The 21,281-nt window shown below is 45.5% G+C and carries 13 protein-coding genes; 11 read left to right on the top strand and 2 right to left on the bottom strand.

Annotated features, from left to right (window positions below):
* The first annotated feature begins 12 nt into the window (after positions 1-12).
* The 7 genes from DMI82_RS00770 to DMI82_RS00740 all read left to right on the top strand — a co-directional run bounded on the left by DMI82_RS00770 (position 13) and on the right by DMI82_RS00740 (position 8,242).
* Positions 13-2,121 carry a cytidylate kinase family protein gene (locus DMI82_RS00770; protein WP_110102049.1) on the top strand — a complete coding sequence of 703 codons (2,109 nt, stop codon included), beginning with the start codon at positions 13-15 and terminating at the stop codon, positions 2,119-2,121.
* A complete protein-coding gene (locus DMI82_RS00765; RefSeq protein ID WP_015525733.1) occupies positions 2,118-3,038 on the top strand; it encodes a sugar phosphate isomerase/epimerase family protein in 921 nt (306 codons plus the stop codon). The genes DMI82_RS00770 and DMI82_RS00765 overlap by 4 nt, the downstream gene beginning before the upstream one ends.
* A 440-nt stretch (positions 3,039-3,478) precedes the next feature.
* On the top strand, positions 3,479-4,384 hold the full coding sequence (gene nadA, locus DMI82_RS00760; RefSeq protein ID WP_021651119.1) for a quinolinate synthase NadA: 906 nt from the start codon (positions 3,479-3,481) through the stop codon (positions 4,382-4,384).
* Positions 4,385-4,457: 73 nt separating this feature from the next.
* Entirely contained in the window at positions 4,458-5,717 is a 1,260-nt protein-coding gene (locus DMI82_RS00755) for an FAD-binding protein (RefSeq protein ID WP_110102047.1), read from the top strand.
* 101 nt (positions 5,718-5,818) lie between these two features.
* Entirely contained in the window at positions 5,819-6,673 is an 855-nt protein-coding gene (gene nadC / locus DMI82_RS00750) for a carboxylating nicotinate-nucleotide diphosphorylase (RefSeq protein WP_110102045.1), read from the top strand.
* 188 nt (positions 6,674-6,861) lie between these two features.
* A complete protein-coding gene (locus tag DMI82_RS00745; protein WP_021651124.1) occupies positions 6,862-7,374 on the top strand; it encodes a transcription repressor NadR in 513 nt (170 codons plus the stop codon).
* A gap of 217 nt (positions 7,375-7,591) precedes the next feature.
* Positions 7,592-8,242, top strand: coding sequence for a trimeric intracellular cation channel family protein (locus DMI82_RS00740; RefSeq protein ID WP_022426741.1), 651 nt, complete (start codon positions 7,592-7,594; stop codon positions 8,240-8,242).
* 110 nt (positions 8,243-8,352) lie between these two features.
* Here DMI82_RS00740 and DMI82_RS00735 read toward each other — a convergent pair whose 3' ends face one another.
* Together DMI82_RS00735 and DMI82_RS00730 are read right to left on the bottom strand one after the other, a co-directional pair.
* Positions 8,353-10,077, bottom strand: coding sequence for an ammonium transporter (locus DMI82_RS00735; RefSeq protein ID WP_110102043.1), 1,725 nt, complete (start codon positions 10,075-10,077; stop codon positions 8,353-8,355).
* Positions 10,078-10,368: 291 nt separating this feature from the next.
* Entirely contained in the window at positions 10,369-12,471 is a 2,103-nt protein-coding gene (locus tag DMI82_RS00730) for a glutamine synthetase III family protein (protein ID WP_110102042.1), read from the bottom strand.
* Between the two features lie 391 nt (positions 12,472-12,862).
* Between DMI82_RS00730 and purF the strand changes: the two genes are divergently transcribed.
* The 4 genes from purF (at position 12,863) to gltB (ending at position 21,270) form a co-directional block, all read left to right on the top strand.
* Entirely contained in the window at positions 12,863-14,257 is a 1,395-nt protein-coding gene (gene purF / locus DMI82_RS00725) for an amidophosphoribosyltransferase (RefSeq protein ID WP_015525743.1), read from the top strand.
* A 288-nt stretch (positions 14,258-14,545) separates the two neighbouring features.
* Entirely contained in the window at positions 14,546-14,770 is a 225-nt protein-coding gene (locus tag DMI82_RS00720; RefSeq protein ID WP_022426744.1) for an HPr family phosphocarrier protein, read from the top strand.
* Positions 14,771-15,091: 321 nt separating this feature from the next.
* Positions 15,092-16,720 carry a CTP synthase gene (locus DMI82_RS00715; RefSeq protein ID WP_022426745.1) on the top strand — a complete coding sequence of 543 codons (1,629 nt, stop codon included), beginning with the start codon at positions 15,092-15,094 and terminating at the stop codon, positions 16,718-16,720.
* Complete coding sequence (gene gltB, locus DMI82_RS00710) at positions 16,717-21,270, top strand: glutamate synthase large subunit (RefSeq protein ID WP_110102040.1); 4,554 nt, start codon at positions 16,717-16,719, stop codon at positions 21,268-21,270. Before DMI82_RS00715 ends, gltB begins: the two co-directional genes overlap by 4 nt.
* Positions 21,271-21,281 lie beyond the last annotated feature (11 nt).

Genomic DNA, 21,281 nt, shown 5'->3' with positions numbered 1-21,281 from the left:
GAGGTAGATACTATGGCTGGTAAGGGAATCCCTGAATTGTTGAATTACAAGCAGAAGGGGAAAGACTTGAATGAATTCATCAAGGTTCCGTTGTCGGAAAAGCTGGCATACTGTTTTGGTGATCCGGCACTGACCTTGATGTATACCATGACTACAACTCTGCTGATCTATTTTTATACCAACGTTGTTGGAATATCAGCAGGTGCGGTAGGAATGATCATGCTTTTGTCCCGTGTTTTTGATGGATTTTCCGATGTGCTGATGGGAACTATTATCGACCGGACTCATTCCAAGTATGGAAAAGCCAGGATCTGGATCTTAAGACTTGCGGTTCCTTATGCGCTGGCAGCGGTGCTTTTGTTCACCATGCCGCCAATGGGAAATATGGGAAAAATCATCTATGCTTTTGTTACCTATAATATCATGAATACGGTTGTATACACTGCTATCAGCCAGCCATTCCATGCACTGGGATCTCTGATGAGCCGTGACCGTCGTGAACGTGATGTGATCTGTAACATCCGCATGGTATTGTCGATCACAGCAAGTATGATCATTACTGCGTTCACACTGCCACTGATCAATATCGTAGCGAATATTACCGGCAATCAGCAGATGGCCTGGATCCTAGTAACTGCCGGCTATGCGATCATTTCTGTCGGTGTACTTGTGAATACTTATATGGTCTGTACAGAGCGTGTTTCTGCAGCAAAACAGGAAAAGGAAGATATTCCTTTTGTGGAAGCATTTAAAGCAACCGTTACCAACCGGTATTTCCTTATCGCTCTGGGGCTGATGATCTTTTATACCGCATATCAGATCATTATCGGAACGGACCTTACCTATTACTGCCAGTATGTACTCGGAAATGTAGACCTCGTCATGCCTCTTTCCGCAGCTGAGAAACTGGCAACTGTGGCAGGAATTGCCCTTCTGCCGAAGGTGCTTCCCCGATATGGAAAAAGAAATCTCATCTGTGCCGGCTGCATCCTGGGCGTTGCAGGACAGCTTCTGTTCCTGATGAATATTACCAGTGTTTCGCTTGGTGTTGTAACCTGTATCATGAGAGGTATCGGAATCGCCCCATTCTATGGTGTGCAGTATTCTCTTCCAAGCGATGCTATTGAGTATGGCCAGTGGAAAACAGGCAAGCGTGTGGAGGGTCTGATGTTCTCATCTATGAGCATGGGTCAGAAAGCCGGTTCCGGACTGACTTCTGCTATTATGGGAGGAATTCTTTCGGCGGCATACTTTGACGGAACAAAGGCGACAGCGGCAGAGCAGTCTGCAGAGGCAATCCGCGTGATCAAGGGATTTTATCTGTATGTTCCGATAGCAATCTGGGTAGTGATGTTTGTGATCGCAGCATGCTACCAGCTGGACAAAGTTTATGACAAAATGATGCGTGAACTGATCCAGCGAGAATCGGGAGAGGAAAGCGGCTCTGTGCCGGGCGAGATCCAGTCCATGCCGTTACCGGAAGCTTCCGGAAACCGGATCAACGTGGCAATTGGAAGACTGTATGGCAGCAGTGGAAGAAAGATTGCCGAGGGTGTTGCAAAAGCACTGGACTGCAAGGTTTATGATCGCCAGATCATCTGTCTTATGGCAGAAAAGTTCGGTATGGAAAAAGCAGATCTGGAAAGTGTAAGGCAGTATCTGGATTCCTACAATTATGAGGATTCTGAGCTTACATTTTCCCCGTATGGACATTCATCGGCAGGTGCGGCAGCAGATTATACAGGTGTTCAGATGTTTGAGGTGCAGAGCCGGATCATTCGTGAGCTTTCTGAGAGAAGACCAGGTGTATTCCTGGGAAGATGTGCCAACTATGTGCTTCGTGGAGAGCCGCATACATACAGCTTTTTCGTTTATGCAGATGATGCTTACCGGGAAAAAGAGGGCCAGGAATATTATAAAGGCCAGTCTCTTGGAGAACTGAAGAAACGTGATCAGATCCGAAATGAATATTATGAGAAGTTTACCGGAATCCGCAGAGACGATCCCCATTATTACGATATGGTGATCAATGTATCCAAAACAGGTGTAGCCGGAGCGGCCAGCCTGATCCTGGATTATATCCGGAATAAAGAAGAGGAAAAAGGAGGGAATGCATCATGAAGATTGCATTTGACGTAGATGTTCTTGCGAAACAGATGGATATCAACCGTATGGTCCATCAGGTGGCGGACTGGGGATATAAATATATTGAACAGTCTCCGCATCCGAGGATCAATCCGTTCTATAAGCATCCGTTATTTTCAAAAGAATGTGAACAGGAATACAGACAGGCTCTTAAAGAGACTGGCGTTGAGATTTCGTCCTTTATCGTGGTGTATCGCTGGTCTGGTCCGACGGAGGAACAGAGACAGTTTGCAGTTGCAAACTGGAAACGAATGATCCAGATCGCCGGAGATATGGGAGTGAAGGTTATCAATACAGAACTTTCGGGTGATCCGAACCAGCAGGAAATCTGCAATGGAATGTGGTTTAGATCCATGGAGGAATTGCTTCCGCTGATCGAGCGTGAGGGTATCCGTGTGGAGATCCAGTCTCATCCTTATGATTTCTGTGAGCTGAATAATGAGACCTGTGATATGGTGAAATCCTTCCGTTCTCCAAACCTTGGTTATGTGTATTCTTCTCCTCATGGCTTCTTCTACGATGAGGGCAAAGGAGATGTGCGGTCCATGCTGAAATATGCGGGAGATGAACTGACCCATGTACTTTTTGCGGATACCTTTAACCAGACCATGGACTGCAGATACATTTTAAATCCGCCGTGGCTGAATGGCCGTGGAAAAGCGGATGTGACGGTGCATCAGCATCTTGCAATGGGTGAGGGTGATGTGGATTTTGATGGTATTTTTGAAACATTGAGAGAAATGGATTTTGCCAGCAAGCAGCTGAAACCGGATGCACCGAAAGCCGGCGGCGATAACATTGCCTGCGTTTCCATGTTTGGTTTTCCGGAAAAGATGGATAAGCAGGCACCGGAAGCAAGAGAGAGGATTGAGAGAGAACTGCTGGGGAAATGATCGGGTGATTGCGGCAGATCAGAAAGAAAACTGTAATAAATGAGCAGCTGACAGTACGCAGAACGGTGAATAAGACTGATAAAATAATGAATGTGTGCAGAAACACGGTTTCCAGGATGAAAGTTTCATTGTGGAAACCGTGTTTTTTGATGTCTTTCTTTACAAAAAAACTTTACATATATCAAACAACTGTCTTGTCACATGTAAAGGACTGTGGTATTATGTGTAAGATGTTTTGAAAAAAGTTACATGATAATAAAAAAGCAGATCAGAAGCATCTGCATAATAAAGACTAGTACAGCGAAAATTAAGTTTCTGCTATATTGACGCAGCAGATGAAGAAATCAGACAAGTCAATATGGCGGTTACTTAATATTCGCTGTACTAGAAAGCAAAAGCAGGAACTCAAAAAAGAAATCCTGCAGGAAAGGTGAAAGATAATGACAGTTGCAGAAGAAATCCAGAAATTAAAAAAAGAAAAAGATGCCATCATCCTTGCACACTACTACGTGCGTCCCGAAGTGCAGGATGTAGCTGACTATATAGGAGATTCCTTTTATCTTAGCAAGATCGCAGCCAGCGCAAAAGAGAAGACGATCGTGTTCTGTGGAGTAGGATTTATGGGAGAGAGTGCCAAGATCTTAAGTCCGGATAAAACTGTTCTGATGCCTGCCATGGATGCAGACTGTCCGATGGCTCATATGGCAACAGAAGAAGGCATCCGCAAGGTGCGAGAGGAGTATGACGATGTGGCAGTTGTCTGTTACATTAATTCCACAGCAGCATTGAAGGAGCTTTCTGATGTATGTGTTACTTCCGCAAATGCAGTAAAGATCGTAAAAGCGCTTCCGAACAAAAACATCTTTTTTATCCCGGACAGAAATCTTGCACATTTTATTGCAGAACAGGTTCCTGAGAAGAACTTTATTTATAACGAAGGTTTCTGTATTGTCCATGAATTTATGGATCCGGAAGAAGTAAAAGCAGCAAAAGAAGCGCACCCGGATGCACTGGTTCTGGCACATCCGGAATGTCCTCAGACAGTTCTGAAACAGGCTGATTACATCGGAAGCACATCCGGAATCATTAAATATGCACAGGAAAGTGACAATAAAGAGTTTATCATCTGCACAGAATGTGGCGTTCAGTACAAGCTGGAAACTACCTGCCCGGATAAAAAATTCTACTTCACAGAAACCGTACCGGTTTGCAAAAACATGAAAAAAGTATTTCTGGAAAAAGTTCTCCACGTTCTGAAAACCGGGGAGAATGAGGTTCATGTAACAGACGAGACACGTGAAAATGCGAAGAGGCCGCTGGAGCGGATGCTAGAACTGGCAAAATAAATAAAACACATTTGTATAAAAGATTTGTCTGAGTTGGCTGAAAAGAGAAATCAAGACAGAGAGGCGAAAAGCAATGAGAATTAAAACAGACGTAGTGATCGTGGGAACAGGTGTTGCAGGTATGTTCAGTGCCTTGAAGCTTCCGCGGGACAAAAAGATCGTGATCATCACAAAAGAGGATATGAGGAGTAGTGATTCTTTCCTGGCGCAGGGGGGAATCTGTGTGCTTCGTGATGAAAACGATTACGACAGCTATTTTGAAGACACCATGAAGGCAGGACATTACGAAAACAGAAAAGAGTCGGTAGACATTATGATCCGAGGCTCCAGAGATATCATTAATGATCTTGTCGGATATGGCGTGGATTTTAAGATGGATGGAGATGATTTTGCCTATACAAGAGAAGGTGCACATTCCAGACCGAGGATCCTTTATCATGAGGATATCACAGGAAAAGAAATTTCCGAAAAACTGCTCCAGCAGGTCCTGAAGCTTGAAAATGTAACAATTCTGGAATATACTACCATGCAGGATATTCTTGTGGAAAATGGCAAATGTACAGGCCTGAAGGCAGTTTCCGCAGAAGCGAACAGGGCACGTCTTGAAGCTATGGAAGCCGGAAAAGCAGTGAAAACCCAGGAAGAGATCCAGCCGGGCGGAGAGATCCAGGTAGAGATTTATGCACAGGATACGATCCTGGCCAGCGGCGGGATCGGAGGAAGATATGCGCATTCCACCAACTATCCGCATCTTACAGGGGATGCTCTTGATATTGCAAAAAAACACAATGTGCGTCTGGAACATCTGGATTATGTGCAGATTCATCCGACAACGCTGTATTCCAAGAGACCGGGCCGCAGATTCCTGATCTCAGAATCGGTTCGAGGAGAAGGTGCAGTACTTTATAACAGCAAAAAAGAGCGTTTTGTCAATGAACTTCTTCCAAGAGATGTAGTAACAAATGCGATCCGGGAAGAAATGAAAAAAGAAGGAACAGACCATGTATGGCTTTCCATGGAAAATATTGATAAAGATACGATCCTGAATCATTTTCCGAATATTTATCAGAGGTGTCTGGAAGAAGGCTATGATGTGACAAAAGAATGCATCCCTGTTGTTCCTGCTCAGCATTATTTCATGGGCGGTATCTGGGTGGATTCTAACAGCAAGACCAGCATGGACCAGCTTTATGCAGTGGGAGAAACCAGCTGCAACGGTGTACATGGCGCGAACAGACTGGCAAGTAATTCCCTGCTGGAGAGCCTTGTATTTGCAAAACGTGCAGCCAAAGCAATCTCAGCAGAAAAGAAAAGTGCTGCAGGTGCGGCATAAATGCAGCCGGAATATAAATATCCGTATTATGAAAGACAGGAGCAGCCTTGCTTTGGAGAACAGGGCTGCTGTGATAATTAAGAAAGAGCAGGTATTGTAAAATGAATAAGATCACAATGACACTTCAGGTAGATCACCTGATCCTGGAGGCTTTAAAGGAAGATATTTCAAGCGAAGACGTTACCACAAACTCTGTTATGAAAGAAGCAGTTCCGGGAGAGGTAGATCTGATCTGTAAAGAGGATGGAATCATTGCGGGACTGGAAATCTTCAGCCGTGTATTTACGCTTCTGGATGCTGACACAAAAGTGGAGCTGTTCTGCAAGGATGGCGATGAAGTAAAAAAAGGTCAGAAAATGGGAAAAGTTACAGGAGATATCCGGGTGCTTCTTTCCGGCGAGCGTGTGGCGCTGAATTATCTTCAGAGAATGAGCGGGATCGCAACCTATACACATTCGGTTGCATCACTTCTTGAAGGAACAGGGATCACATTGCTGGATACCAGAAAAACGACGCCGAATATGCGTATTTTTGAGAAATATGCTGTTCGTGTAGGCGGCGGACAGAACCACAGATATAATCTTTCAGATGGAGTTCTTTTGAAAGACAATCACATCGGAGCAGCAGGAAGCGTTGCGAATGCTGTAAAAATGGCGCAGGAGTACGCTCCTTTTGTCCGCAAGATCGAAGTTGAGGTAGAAACTCTTGATCAGGTAAAAGAAGCTGTTGAGGCCGGCGCAGATATCATCATGCTTGATAACATGACTCCGGAGATGATGAAAGAGGCGGTGCAGCTGATCGATGGAAGAGCAAAAACTGAATGTTCTGGAAATGTTACAAAAGAAAACATTGCAAAGATCAGGGCTGTTGGTGTAGACTATGTATCAAGTGGTGCATTAACGCATTCTGCACCGATCCTTGATATTTCGCTTAAGAATCTTCATCCGCTTTCCTGAAAAATGCAGGATTTTACAGAATACCGAGTGCTGTGACAGGAAATACCCCGAATATCAGAAAAGAAGCGTGAATTGCCGGAAGCAGAGGCATAGCAGATGATGTCGGGCCGGGTTGGAGAGATCGCGAGAATGAAGGAGAGCGGTATCGGAACAAAAAGTACAGGCACAGCCAGGAAAGGGGAACTTAAATGACTGGTTCAGAACGCAGGACAGCGATCATGGATCAAATTAAAAACAGTGAACGGCCGGTCTCAGGAAGTGCTCTGGCCAGAACATTTCAGGTCAGCAGACAGGTGATCGTGCAGGATATTGCGCTGATACGCGCGGAGGGGAATGACGTGATCTCCACCAATAGAGGATATATTTTTACTGCTCCCCATACTGTGAGCCGGATATTCAAGGTGCATCATACAGATGCGGATTTGGAAAACGAGCTCTGCGGGATTGTGGATCTTGGCGGAAAAGTGATCAACGTAATGGTGAATCACAGAGTTTACGGACATATCGAGGCAGAACTGAATATCAGCTCCAGGCGCCAGGTTGAGAATTTTATGGAGGATATCCGAAGCGGCAAGTCCAGTCCTCTGAAGAATATCACATCGGATTATCATTATCATAAAGTAGAAGCAGAATCCGAGGAAATCCTGGATATGATCCAGGATATGCTGAAACGGCGAGGATTTCTGATCGAAGCAGAATAGCAGAAGTCAGATATAAAAAGAAAAGATATACAGAATGAGAAAATTCTGTTAATATGAAAATATAGTGACCACGAAAATAGGAGAAGGAATCCTGCATGGCAGGGTTCCTTCTTGCACCCTGCGGAAATGTGCACCTTGTGGAAATGTGCAGACAGGGAAAACAGGATGCAGATATGAGGGTGAGAAAAAATACGGCTTGATATGCATGGAGGGGGAAATGGATTATCAGAGTATGTTTACATTTATGCTGGAGATGGCAGGAACTATTGCGTTTGCTGCTTCCGGAGCTATGGTGGGGGCGCAGAGAGGAATGGATATTTTCGGGGTCTGCGTTCTTGGAGTGGTGACTGCAGTGGGCGGAGGAGCTACCAGGGATATTATCCTGGGAATCGTGCCGCCGGGGATGTTTCAGGATCCGCTGTATACCATTGTGGCAACCGTGACGTCCTGTATTGTTTTTGCAGTGATGTACTGGAAGCAGGAGCTTTTGGAAGGCGGGAACCGGCTGGTCTATGATAAGGTGATGCTGGTGATGGATACGGTTGGCCTTGGTGTGTTTACTGTCATGGGGGTTGATAAGGGGATTTCCCAGGGGTATATGGAAAGAACATTTTTTCTTGTATTTCTTGGAACTGTCACAGGAGTTGGAGGCGGCCTTATCCGTGATATGATGGCAGGAGTACCGCCGTATATTTTTGTGCGCCATATTTATGCCTGTGCGTCTATTGTAGGGGCCATTGCCTGTGTTTGGATATACAGGCTGTGGGGCGGAGTGCCGGCCATGGTGATCGGAACGGTAGTAGTGATCCTGATCCGGTACCTGGCGGCACATTACCGGTGGAATCTGCCGAGACTGAGAAGAGAATAAAAAAAATATGAAAAGATCCGGAACATTTAAGGAATAATGTTCCGGATCTTTTTGGCTTTTATTTGGTTTATATTGCGTAGAAGATTTTATCTGTTCCTCTCATAAGAGAATCATGCGTCTGTATCCTGCAGAGCCAGGAAGCCTTCCTCGCCGGTACGGATCTTGACAACGTTTTCGATATCGTAAACGAAGACCTTACCATCACCGATCTGACCGGTATGAAGAACTTCTTTTGCAGTATCAATAACCTTCTGAACCGGTACAAGACTTACAACGATCTCGATCTTAACCTTCGGACGGAGGTTCATGTCAACCTCAACACCACGATAGTAGGTTGGAGCACCCTTCTGAACACCACAGCCCATAACGTTTGTGATAGTGATACCGGTTACGCCGATCTCGTTCATAGCCTGCATAAACTCATCAAGCTTGTTCTGACGTGTGATGATAACAACCTTTGTCAGTTTGTGTACGCCGTCTGCAGGAATTTCAGGAACAGATTCAGCAGGAGCAGAAGGAGCATGTTTTACAACAGGGGCTTTTACGGAAGTTCCCATTGGAGTCGGAGCCTTTGTCATGGTATCCTGTACAAAGAATCCATCGTATGCACTTGCGAGGCCATGCTCTTTCATATCCAGACCTGCGATCTCTTCCTCAGCGGAAACACGAAGACCGATGGTGTGTTTGATCACCTGGAAGATAATTGTCATAGTAATAGCAACCCATGCGATGGTGATAACCATACCAATAAACTGAACACCGAAGCCATGGAAACCACCGCCTGTGAGAAGACCTTTCCATTCGGTACCTGCACCGTCGGAGAAAAGACCGACAGCAAGAGTTCCGAAAGCACCGTTAAGACCGTGAACGCCAACAGCACCAACCGGGTCATCAATTTTGAGAACTTTATCAACAAATTCAATACCAAATACTACAATGAATCCGGAGAGGATTCCGATGATAGCTGCAGATGTAGGAGATACGGTATCACAGCCTGCTGTGATGGCTACCAGTCCTGCAAGAGAACCGTTCAGGGACATGGAAACATCCGGTTTTTTGTAGCGGATCCATGTGATCAGCATAACTGTTACAGTAGCAACAGCAGCTGCAAGGTTTGTTGTTACGAAGATCTTTCCGGCGCTTACAATGGCATCGCCTTCCATGCTGACAGTAGATGCACCGTTGAAACCGAACCAGCAGAACCAGAGAATGAATACACCAAGTGCACCAACCGTAAGGTTATGTCCCGGGATCGCTCTGGATTTACCGGATTTGGAATATTTTCCGATACGAGGTCCGAGGATGATGGCACCGATCAGTGCAGCAACACCACCAACCATGTGAACGGCACAGGAACCTGCGAAATCATGAAATCCCATCTGGCTGATAAAGCCGCCGCCCCAGATCCAGTGACCGGATACCGGATATACAACGAGACTGATCAGTAAACTGTAGATACAGTAGGAGATGAATTTAGTACGCTCTGCCATGGCACCGGATACGATGGTAGCAGAAGTAGCACAGAATACAGTCTGGAAGATGAGAAATGCCCAGAAAGGAACTCCATCTGGAAGCATTGCGTTTCCGTAGTTTGCCTCTGAGGCGATTCCGCCAATCTTGCCGAAGAAACCGTTTCCTGCACCGAACATGATGCCAAATCCAACCAGCCAGAAGACCGGTGTACCGATACAGAAGTCCATCAGGTTTTTCATGATGATATTTCCTGCGTTTTTTGCTCTTGTGAATCCTGTTTCGACCATTGCAAATCCAGCCTGCATGAAGAAGACCAGTGCTGCACCGACGAGGACCCAAGTTGTGTTTACTGAAGAATACATAGTAACACTCCCTTTCCCAATTTTTTTCTTTCCTATTATGTATAGAAAGAATTTTTGTAATACCGGACAAAAAAACAGATGGAATTTATCCAGTATCAGTATAACGAAAAAGCGCAGGAGAGAGGAAATTCTCTTCCGCGCCTTTACGAAATCAAAATTAGTATATGTAAAACAGGGGATATCTGTATCGTGTGATTAATGGATGAGGAAATCGATAATGAATTATGAAGTAGAGTTCATAAGGGATATCCCCTGTATTTACCGTATGAAATTGTTATCTGATATCCGTGATCAGATGGAGAATAACAGCTCGTCGTAGGTCGGATAAGGAAGTAACTCATCCGGGATCAGAGCCTCTGCCTCATCTGCAGATTTTCTTAAAGTTTCCATGTCTTCCAGAACAGTTTCCTGATAAGCCTTGGAGCATGCAAGTACATCGTCAGAAGAAGCAAGAGCTTTTGCTGTATCTGCTTTCAGAGTTTCCAGATCTTTTGCCATGGTGTCTGCAAGTGTACTCAGTTTGGAGATCAGAGCAGCTTCACTTGCTACAGAAATATCAGCTACTACGGATTTCTTTGCAGCTGCAGTATCTGCAAGCTTTTCAACATATGTATATACAGAAGGAATTACCTGCTTCTGGATCATCTCAGCCAGAGTGTTGGACTCGATGTTGATGGTCTTGTAATAGTTCTCAAGCCAGATCTCGTAACGGGAGAAAAGCTCTTCCTTTGTAAAAATGCCATGCTTTGTAAACAGCGCAATGTTCTTCTCAGCAATGAAATGCGGAAGTGCATCCGGAGTTGTTTTCAGATTGTAGAGACCACGTTTCTCAGCTTCTTCAACCCATTCGTCTGTATATCCGTTTCCGTTAAAGATGATGCGTTTATGCTCTTCAATGGTCTTCTTAAGAAGTGCATGTACTGCGTTTTCCATTTCTTCTTCCGGAACATCCTTAAGAGCTGCGCTGAATTCTGCAAGAACCTCTGCAACAGCGGTATTCAGTACGATGTTCGGGTTTGCGACAGATGCTGCAGAACCAAGCATACGGAACTCAAATTTGTTTCCGGTAAATGCAAATGGTGAAGTACGGTTTCTGTCTGTGGTATCCTTTATGAAGTGCGGAAGTACCTTTGCTCCGATATCCATCTGTACCGCATGCTTATTGCTGAAGAAGGTATCGTTTTCAATAGATTTCAGTACGTCTGTTAGCTCATCTCCAAGGAAGATGGATACGATTGCAGGCGGTGCCTCGTTTGCTCCAAGACGATGATCATTTCCGGCGCTTGCAACGGATACGCGGAGAAGATCAGCATAATCGTCAACGGCTTTGATGACAGCTACCAGGAATACCAGGAACTGTGTATTTTCTGCCGGTGTTTTTCCTGGATCAAGAAGGTTTACACCTGTGTCTGTGCTCATGGACCAGTTGTTGTGTTTACCGCTTCCGTTGATTCCCTCAAATGGTTTCTCGTGAAGGAGGCAGACCATGTTGTGCTTGTCGGCAACCTTCTTCATGATCTCCATGGTCAGCTGGTTGTGGTCAACAGCAACATTTGTGGTATCAAATACAGGAGCCAGTTCGTGCTGTGCAGGAGCAACCTCGTTATGTTTTGTTTTTGCTGGAATGCCAAGCTTCCAAAGCTCTTCGTCAAGATCATGCATGTAAGCAGCAACGCGAGGCTTCAGGGCTCCGAAGTAATGATCTTCCATTTCCTGTCCTTTTGGTGCAGAAGCGCCCAGAAGAGTACGGCCGCAGAAGATCAGGTCTTTTCTCTTTTTGTAAAGATCCTTGTCAACCAGGAAATATTCCTGCTCAGGTCCTACGGTTGTGTCGATGTGACGGACCTCTTTGTTTCCGAGGATGTGAAGAATACGAACCGCTTCTTTGTTCAGAACATCCATGGAACGAAGAAGAGGAGTTTTCTTATCCAGTGCCTCTCCGCTGTAGGAACAGAATGCAGTAGGAATGTAAAGAGTTTTATCTTTAATGAATGCAGGTGAAGTAGGATCCCATGCTGTATATCCTCTTGCTTCAAAAGTAGCACGAAGTCCGCCTGACGGGAAGCTGGATGCATCCGGCTCACCTTTTACCAGCTCTTTACCGGAGAAATCCATGATCACCTGTCCGTCACCTGTAGGGGAGATGAAGCTGTCATGCTTCTCAGCAGTTACGTTTGTCATCGGCTGGAACCAGTGTGTGTAATGTGTCGCACCGTTTTCAGTAGCCCATTCTTTCATGGCAACTGCTACGGAATTTGCAACGTCCAGTTCCAGATGAGTTCCGTTTTCAATTGTTTTCTTTAATGCTTTGTACATGTCCTTTGGCAGTTTGCTTCGCATCACTTTGTCATTGAATACAAGGCTGCCATACATTTCAGGGATACTCTGTGCCATATAGGTACACTCCTTTCGATTTCACTCATTCATTATAATTTTTAATTATTTTATAAGGACCGTTGCCGGAAGAACCGGGTATAAACGGACCGGAAAACAAAAAAAGCGCTTCAGATACCTGCCGTATCCAAAGCGCCTTTGCTTTATGTGTTGCAGTATACACCAAAATAAAATATTGTCAAGAACTTTTTTGAAAAAATCTAAAAAATCGACCAGGGCGATCGGACTGTCGGAAAATAGGCGGGGTTGACAAATCTTGTCCTTTTATTATAATCTGATATCGTAGTTATACAGTCGAAAAGTCAGCGATCGCTATAAGTGATCGAGGCAAAAGAAGCTTTTTGACCAGTGACAAAGATGTACAATACGGAAAGAACAGATGGAGGAAAATATGTCAGGAGTAAAGGAAGAATGTGGCGTATTCGGGATTTATGATCTGGATGGAGGGAATATTGCACCATCTATTTATTATGGTCTTACCTCGCTGCAGCACAGGGGACAGGAGTCCTGCGGAATGGCCGTTTCAAGGACGGACGGAGAAAGAGGAAACGTACAGTTCCATAAAGATCTCGGACTGGTAAGCGAAGTTTTGCGAAAAGATGTTGTACATAATATGAATGGTGATATCGGAATCGGACATGTTCGTTATTCCACCACCGGAGAATCTGTCGCAGAGAATGCACAGCCGCTGGTACTTTCTTATATCAAGGGAAGTCTGGCACTTGCGCACAACGGAAATCTGGTTAATACAGAAGCTCTGAAATGGGAGCTGATCCAGACCGGCGCAATTTTCCATACAACTACCGACTCAGAGGTTATCGCGTTCCATATCGCAAGAGAACGTGTGCATTCTGCCACTGTAGAGGAAGCAGTACATAAAACCGTAGAGAAGATCCGCGGAGGATATGCTCTTGTGATCATGAGCCCCCGGAAGCTGATCGGTGCCCGTGATCCTTACGGACTGAAACCCCTCTGTCTTGGAAAAAGAGATAATGCCTATGTCCTTGCATCTGAAAGCTGCGCGCTGACATCTGTAGGAGCGGAATTTATCCGTGATATTGAACCGGGTGAGATCGTCACGATCACCAAGAACGGACTGAAATCCAGTAAACTGACTGAGAAGAAAAAGCATGCTCATTGTGTTTTTGAATATATTTATTTTGCAAGACTGGACAGCACCATGGATGGCGTGAAAATCTATGATGCAAGGATCCGTGGAGGAAAATCTCTTGCAAAATCCTATCCGGTAGAAGCGGACCTGGTGACCGGTGTACCGGAATCCGGACTTCCGGCAGCAAAAGGCTATTCTGAGGAATCCGGAATCCCGTTTGGCTTTGCGTTCTATAAAAACAGTTATATTGGAAGAACTTTTATCAAGCCTACACAGCAGGAGAGAGAGTCCAGTGTCCATCTGAAGCTGAGCGTTCTGGAATCCGTGGTGAAGGGGAAGAGAATCGTTCTGGTGGATGATTCCATTGTCCGCGGAACTACCATTGCCAATCTGATCCACATGCTGAAAGAAGCAGGAGCAAAAGAAGTCCATGTACGTATCAGCTCCCCGCCATTTTTACATCCCTGTTATTTTGGTACCGATGTGCCGTCCAATGACCAGCTCATCGCAGCACAGCACAGCACGGAAGAAATCCGTAAGATGATCGGTGCAGACTCCCTGGGTTATATGCAGATCGATTATCTGGAAGGCATGGCAGGTGGACTTCCGCTGTGTAAAGCATGTTTTGATGGCAATTATCCGATGGAAATACCGGCAGAAATCAAACAGGATTAATGAACTATGTGGAATTAATCTCACAGTAAAAAATAATGGATTGAAAAACGAAAATGTAAAAACTGCACAATAAATATATAAAAAACCCGGATTTTGTCATATAAAATCCGGGTTTTTATAGAAAGACTCTTAAAAACGATAAAAAACATCAACTTGACAAATCTGACAACATGAGACATAATGTGGAACAGCCAGATGAAAAAAGGCCGCTGGTCTGGAATATACAGGAAAACAGCAAGGCCGAAAAAAGGCCGGTTTTTTGCCGAGATAAAAGAGAGGATGATATTTATGTCTAAAAAAATTAGATTGAATGCGACAGAGGATGTTAAAGAATTTGTTAAGGCTGCAAGTAAATGTGATTTTGATGTAGATATTTCATATAACAGAATTTTAATTGATGCAAAATCTATTCTTGGAATCCTCAGCATGGATCTGACCAGAGTTCTTACAGTAACCTGTCATGGCGAGGATCATGAGTTTGATCGTTTCCTTCAGAAATATGCAGTTGCCTGACAGACAGTGCAGAGACAGACAAGATATGAAAGACATAACAAGAAAAGGCAGACGTGACTGCAGAGACAGGAGATCAGTTTGAAATCCTCAGCAGGCGTCTGTTTTTTCTTTACATCCATTTCATAGGAAGAAATTCCGCAGACTATATGAAAAATCAGTTATTGACAAATAAAAAAAAATAGTTTATAGTAAACCATATTTTATATGAAAGATAACTGACAAAGGCGTCAGGAACGGATACCACAGGGGAATTCTCACCCCTTGAAATCTGTTCCGGACGCCTTTTTGTTGTGGGACACAAAATGGAGGAGGAAATCGAAGATGGCAGTAAAGTATGTTTTTGTAACAGGTGGAGTTGTTTCAGGTCTGGGAAAAGGAATTACCGCAGCGTCTCTTGGGCGCCTTCTGAAAGCCAGAGGGTATCAGGTGACCATGCAGAAATTTGATCCCTACATTAATATTGACCCGGGAACTATGAATCCCATTCAGCATGGAGAGGTTTTTGTAACGGATGACGGTACAGAGACTGACCTTGACCTTGGACATTATGAGCGTTTCATTGATGAAAGCCTTGACAAAAATTCCAATGTGACAACCGGTAAGATTTACTGGTCTGTTCTTCAGAAAGAGCGTCATGGTGATTTCGGCGGAGGTACCGTTCAGGTGATCCCGCATATTACCAATGAGATCAAGAGCCGTTTTTACAGAGCAAAATCCGCAGACGAAGACAGAATTGCCATCATCGAGGTTGGTGGTACAGTCGGTGATATTGAGAGCCAGCCGTTCCTGGAATCCATCCGTCAGTTCCAGCATGATGTGGGACATGACAATGCGATCCTTATCCATGTAACTCTGATCCCGTATCTCCGTGCTTCCGGAGAGATGAAGACCAAACCCACCCAGGCCAGTGTAAAAGAACTTCAGGGAATGGGAATCCAGCCGGATGTCCTGGTATGCAGAAGTGAGTATCCTCTTACCGAGGATATCCGTGGAAAGATTGCCCTGTTCTGTAATGTGCCTGTAAGCAATGTGCTTCAGAATCTGGATGTGGAATATTTATATGAAGCTCCTCTTGCAATGGAGAGAGAAAAGCTTGCAGACGTAGTACTGCAGAGCTTAAGACTGGAGAATCGCAAACCAGATCTTACAGACTGGGAAAATATGGTAGAAAATCTCCGCCACCCGGATAAAACTGTGAAAATCGCCATGGTTGGTAAATATACACAGCTTCATGATGCATACCTGAGTGTTGTGGAAGCACTGAAGCATGGCGGGATCTCTTGCCGTGCAAAGGTTGATATCACCTGGGTGGACTCCGAAGAACTCAATGAAAAAAATCTGGATCAGACTCTCCATTCTGTAGATGGAATCCTGGTTCCGGGAGGATTCGGAAACCGTGGTACAGAAGGAATGATCCTTGCGGCACAGTATGCAAGAGTTCATAAGATCCCATACCTTGGGATCTGCCTGGGAATGCAGATGGCTATTGTGGAATTTGCCCGCCATGTGCTTGGATATGAAGATGCCAACAGTATTGAGCTGGCACCGGAAACAACACATCCGGTCATTGCTCTGATGCCGGATCAGGAGGATGTGGAAGATCTTGGAGGAACTCTTCGTCTTGGGAGCTATCCGTGTGTGCTTGCAGAAGGCTCCAGATCCTATGAGCTTTTTGGAAAGAAAGAGATCCAGGAACGTCACAGACATCGTTATGAGGTAAACAACGCATTTCGTAAGGAACTGGACGAAAAGGGAATGTCCATTGTAGGAACATCCCCGGATGCTCACATTGTTGAGATGATCGAAATTGCCGGACATCCGTTCTTTGTGGGAACACAGGGACATCCGGAATTTAAATCCAGGCCAAATCATGCACATCCACTGTTCCGTGGATTTGTGCAGGCAGCAGTTGATAAAAAGACGGCAGAAGAAGCTGCAATGAAAGGATGAGAAAAATGAGAGAAGTAGCAAATCAGCAGCAGGGCCTCTACCGCCCTGAATTTGAACATGATAACTGCGGTATCGGAGCCGTTGTTAATATAAAAGGAAAGAAAACACATGATACAGTTGCCAATGCTCTTAAGATCGTAGAGAATCTTGAGCATCGTGCTGGTAAGGATGCAGAAGGAAAAACCGGTGATGGTGTCGGTATCCTTCTTCAGATCTCCCACAAATTTTTTAAGAAGGTTTGTAAAAAAGAAGGCTTTGATATCGGCGGAGAGAGAGAATACGGTGTAGCCCAGCTCTTTTTCCCACAGCAGGAGATCAAACGTGCTCAGGCAAAGAAGATGTTCGAGATCATCGTGGAAAAAGAGGGGCTGGAACTTCTTGGATGGCGTACAGTACCGGTCTTCCCGGAGGTTCTTGGTCATAAAGCGAAAGAGTGCATGCCGTGCATTATGCAGGCATTTGTTAAAAAGCCGGAGGATGTGGAAAAAGGTCTTGCCTTTGACCGTATGCTTTACATCGCACGTCGTGAATTTGAGCAGAGTAATGATAATACTTACGTAGTTTCCATGAACAGCCGTACCATCGTATACAAAGGTATGTTCCTGGTAGGACAGCTCCGTACCTTCTTTGGCGATCTTCAGAGCCAGGATTACGAGTCTGCCATTGCAGTGGTACATTCCCGTTTCAGTACCAACACGAATCCAAGCTGGGAGAGAGCACATCCGAACCGTTTCATCGTACATAACGGTGAGATCAACACGATCCGCGGAAACGCCGATAAGATGCTTGCACGTGAGGAAAACATGGAGTCTCCGTATCTGAAGGATGAGCTTCACAAGGTCCTTCCTGTAGTTAACCGCAATGGTTCTGACTCTGCAATGCTTGACAATACCCTGGAATTCCTGGTTATGAGTGGAATGGATCTTCCACTTGCAGTGATGATCACGATTCCGGAGCCATGGGCAAACAACGATACGATTTCTCAGGAGAAGAGAGATTTTTATCAGTACTATGCGACTATGATGGAGCCATGGGACGGTCCTGCGTCCATTCTGTTCTCAGATGGTGATGTGATGGGAGCGGTTCTTGACAGAAACGGTCTTCGTCCATCCAGATACTATATCACATCGGATGGCTATATGATCCTTTCCTCCGAGGTTGGTGTTCTTCCTGTGGATGAGGAGAAGATCGTATTAAAAGAACGTCTTCATCCGGGAAAAATGCTTCTGGTTGATACCGTTCAGGGTCGTGTCATTGATGACAATGAGCTCAAAGAAAAATATGCGAAAAAACAGCCTTATGGTGAGTGGCTGGACAGCAATTTGGTACAGCTTCGTGATATCAAGATCCCGAATCAGAGAGTTGTCGAATACACTCCGGAGGAGAGAGCACGCCTTCAGAAAGCCTTCGGATATACTTATGAGCAGTACCGTACTTCGATCCGAAACATGGCATTAAACGGCGCAGAAAGCATCGGAGCCATGGGACATGATACTCCCCTTGCAGTATTTTCCAAGGAACATTATCCGTTGTTCGATTATTTCAAGCAGCTTTTTGCACAGGTAACAAACCCGCCGATCGATGCGATCCGTGAGGAGATCGTTACTTCTACAAGTGTATATGTAGGCAAAGACGGAAATCTTCTGATCCAGAAGCCGGAGAACTGTCAGGTGCTGAAGATCAACAATCCGATCCTGACCAACACCGATATGCTGAAGATCAAGAATATGAAAAAGGACGGCTTCAAGGTTGTGACTATTTCCACATTATATTATAAGAGCACAAAGCTTGAACGTGCCATTGACCGTCTGTTCGTAGAGGTAGACAAAGCCTTCCGTGAGGGAGCAAACATCCTGGTCCTTTCTGACCGCGGTGTGGATGAGAACCATATGCCGATTCCGTCCCTGCTGGCAGTTTCCGCAGTACATCAGCATCTTGTAAAAACAAAGAAGAGCACTTCCCTTGCCCTGATCCTGGAGTCCGGTGAGCCGAGAGAGGTACATCATTTCGCAACACTCCTCGGATATGGTGCAAGTGCAGTCAATCCGTATCTGGCACTGGATACGATCCATGAGCTGATCGATACACATATGCTGGATAAGGACTATTACGCAGCCGTTGATGATTACAATCATGCAGTGATCAGCGGTATCGTAAAGATCGCTTCCAAGATGGGTATTTCCACTATCCAGTCCTATCAGGGATCTCAGATCTTTGAGGCAATCGGAATTTCCCAGGATGTGATCGATCGTTACTTTACAGGAACCGTAAGTCGTGTAGGTGGAATCACACTGGAAGATATCGAGGATAATGTAGAAAAACTTCATTCTGAGGCATTTGATCCCCTTGGACTTGCCACAGATCTTACTCTGGACAGCGTAGGTGCCCATAAGATGAGAAGCCAGGGCGAGGAGCACAAATATAATCCGCGTACCATCCATCTTCTCCAGCAGTCCACAAAACAGGGCAGCTATGAGATGTTCAAGGAATATACAAAGCTGGTAGATGACGAGGGTCATGGAAACTTAAGAGGCCTTCTGGACTTTAAGTTTGCCAAGGAGCCTATTCCCATCGACCAGGTTGAGAGTGTTGAGGATATTGTAAAACGATTTAAGACAGGTGCCATGTCCTACGGTTCTATTTCCCAGGAAGCACATGAGACATTGGCTATTGCCATGAACCATCTCCATGGAAAATCCAATACCGGTGAGGGTGGTGAAAGTGATGAGCGTCTGGATTCAGCAGGAACAGACAATGACCGCTGCTCTGCGATCAAACAGGTAGCCAGCGGACGTTTCGGTGTTACCAGCCGTTATCTGGTTTCCGCAAGAGAGATCCAGATCAAGATGGCACAGGGTGCAAAGCCGGGTGAGGGCGGACATCTTCCTGCAAAGAAGGTATATCCGTGGATCGCAAAAACCCGTCATTCCACACCGGGAGTCAGCCTGATCTCTCCGCCGCCACATCATGATATCTACTCTATCGAGGATCTGGCAGAATTGATCTATGACCTGAAAAACGCCAATAAATATGCGGATATTTCCGTAAAGCTGGTTTCTGAGGCGGGTGTTGGTACGGTTGCAGCCGGTGTTGCAAAGGCCGGTGCACAGACTGTTCTGATCTCCGGATATGACGGAGGTACAGGAGCAGCGCCAAGAAGCTCTATCCATAATGCAGGACTTCCATGGGAGCTTGGACTTGCAGAAACACATCAGACGCTGATCATGAACGGACTTCGTAACCGTGTACGTATCGAGACAGACGGTAAGCTGATGAGCGGCCGTGACGTTGCCATTGCAGCACTTCTCGGTGCAGAGGAATTCGGTTTTGCAACAGCGCCACTTGTAACGATGGGCTGCGTGATGATGAGAGTCTGCAATCTGGATACCTGCCCGGTAGGTGTGGCTACACAGAACCCGGAGCTGCGTAAGAGATTCCGCGGAAAACCGGAGTATGTGGAGAACTTCATGCGCTTTATTGCACAGGAGCTGAGAGAGTACATGGCACGCCTTGGTGTTGCCACCATCGATGAGATGGTAGGTCGTACAGACCTTCTTACAGTTTCTGACAGTGTGCAGGAGCCGCATAAGGGTAAGGTTGACTTAAGTGCCATCCTGAATAACCCATATGCAGGAAAGGGCAAAGTAACCTTTGATCCGAAGGCTGTATACAATTTCAATCTTGAGAAAACTCTGGATGAAAAAGTTCTGGTCAAGAAATGTGCACCGGCGATCCAGAAGGGTGAGAAAGTTTCTGTTGATGTAAATGTTACCAATACAGACCGTGCATTTGGTACCATCCTCGGATCTGAGATCACAAGAAATCATAAGGATGGACTTCCGGAGGATACGGTAACTGTAAACTGTACAGGTGCAGGCGGACAGAGCTTCGGTGCCTTTATTCCGAAAGGACTGACATTGAAACTGACCGGTGACAGCAACGACTACTTCGGAAAAGGCCTTTCCGGTGGAAAGCTAATCGTTAAGGTTCCAGAGAAGGCCGGATACAAGGCTGAAGAGAACATCATCGTCGGAAACGTGGCACTCTATGGTGCGACCAGCGGAACTGCATTTATCAACGGCGTTGCCGGTGAGCGTTTTGCAGTACGTAACTCCGGTGCGGTTGCAGTTGTTGAGGGTGTTGGCGAGCATGGCTGCGAGTACATGACAGGCGGCCGTGTGGTAGTTCTTGGAAAAACAGGAAAGAACTTTGCAGCAGGTATGAGCGGCGGTATCGCTTATGTCCTTGATGTGGATAACGTTCTTTATAAGAACCTCAATAAAGCAATGATCTCCATTGAAAAAGTGGAGAATAAATATGATAAAAAAGAGCTTCGTGATCTTATCGAGGCTCATGTGGAAGCAACAGGCTCTGAGATCGGTAAGAAGGTGCTGGCTGATTTTGATTCCTATCTGCCTCACTTCAAAAAACTCATTCCGGATGAGTACAAGAGAATGATCACATTAAGTGCAAAGCTGGAAGAAAAAGGTCTGACCAGCCAGCAGGCACAGATGGAAGCGTTCTATGAGAGCATCGGCGTGAAACATTAAGGAGGATGAGG

Origin of the sequence: Blautia sp. BCRC 81119, assembly GCF_003184505.1 — a bacterium.
GTDB lineage: Bacteria > Bacillota > Clostridia > Lachnospirales > Lachnospiraceae > Blautia_A > Blautia_A fusiformis.
This window is presented reverse-complemented; position numbering and strand designations above follow the sequence as displayed.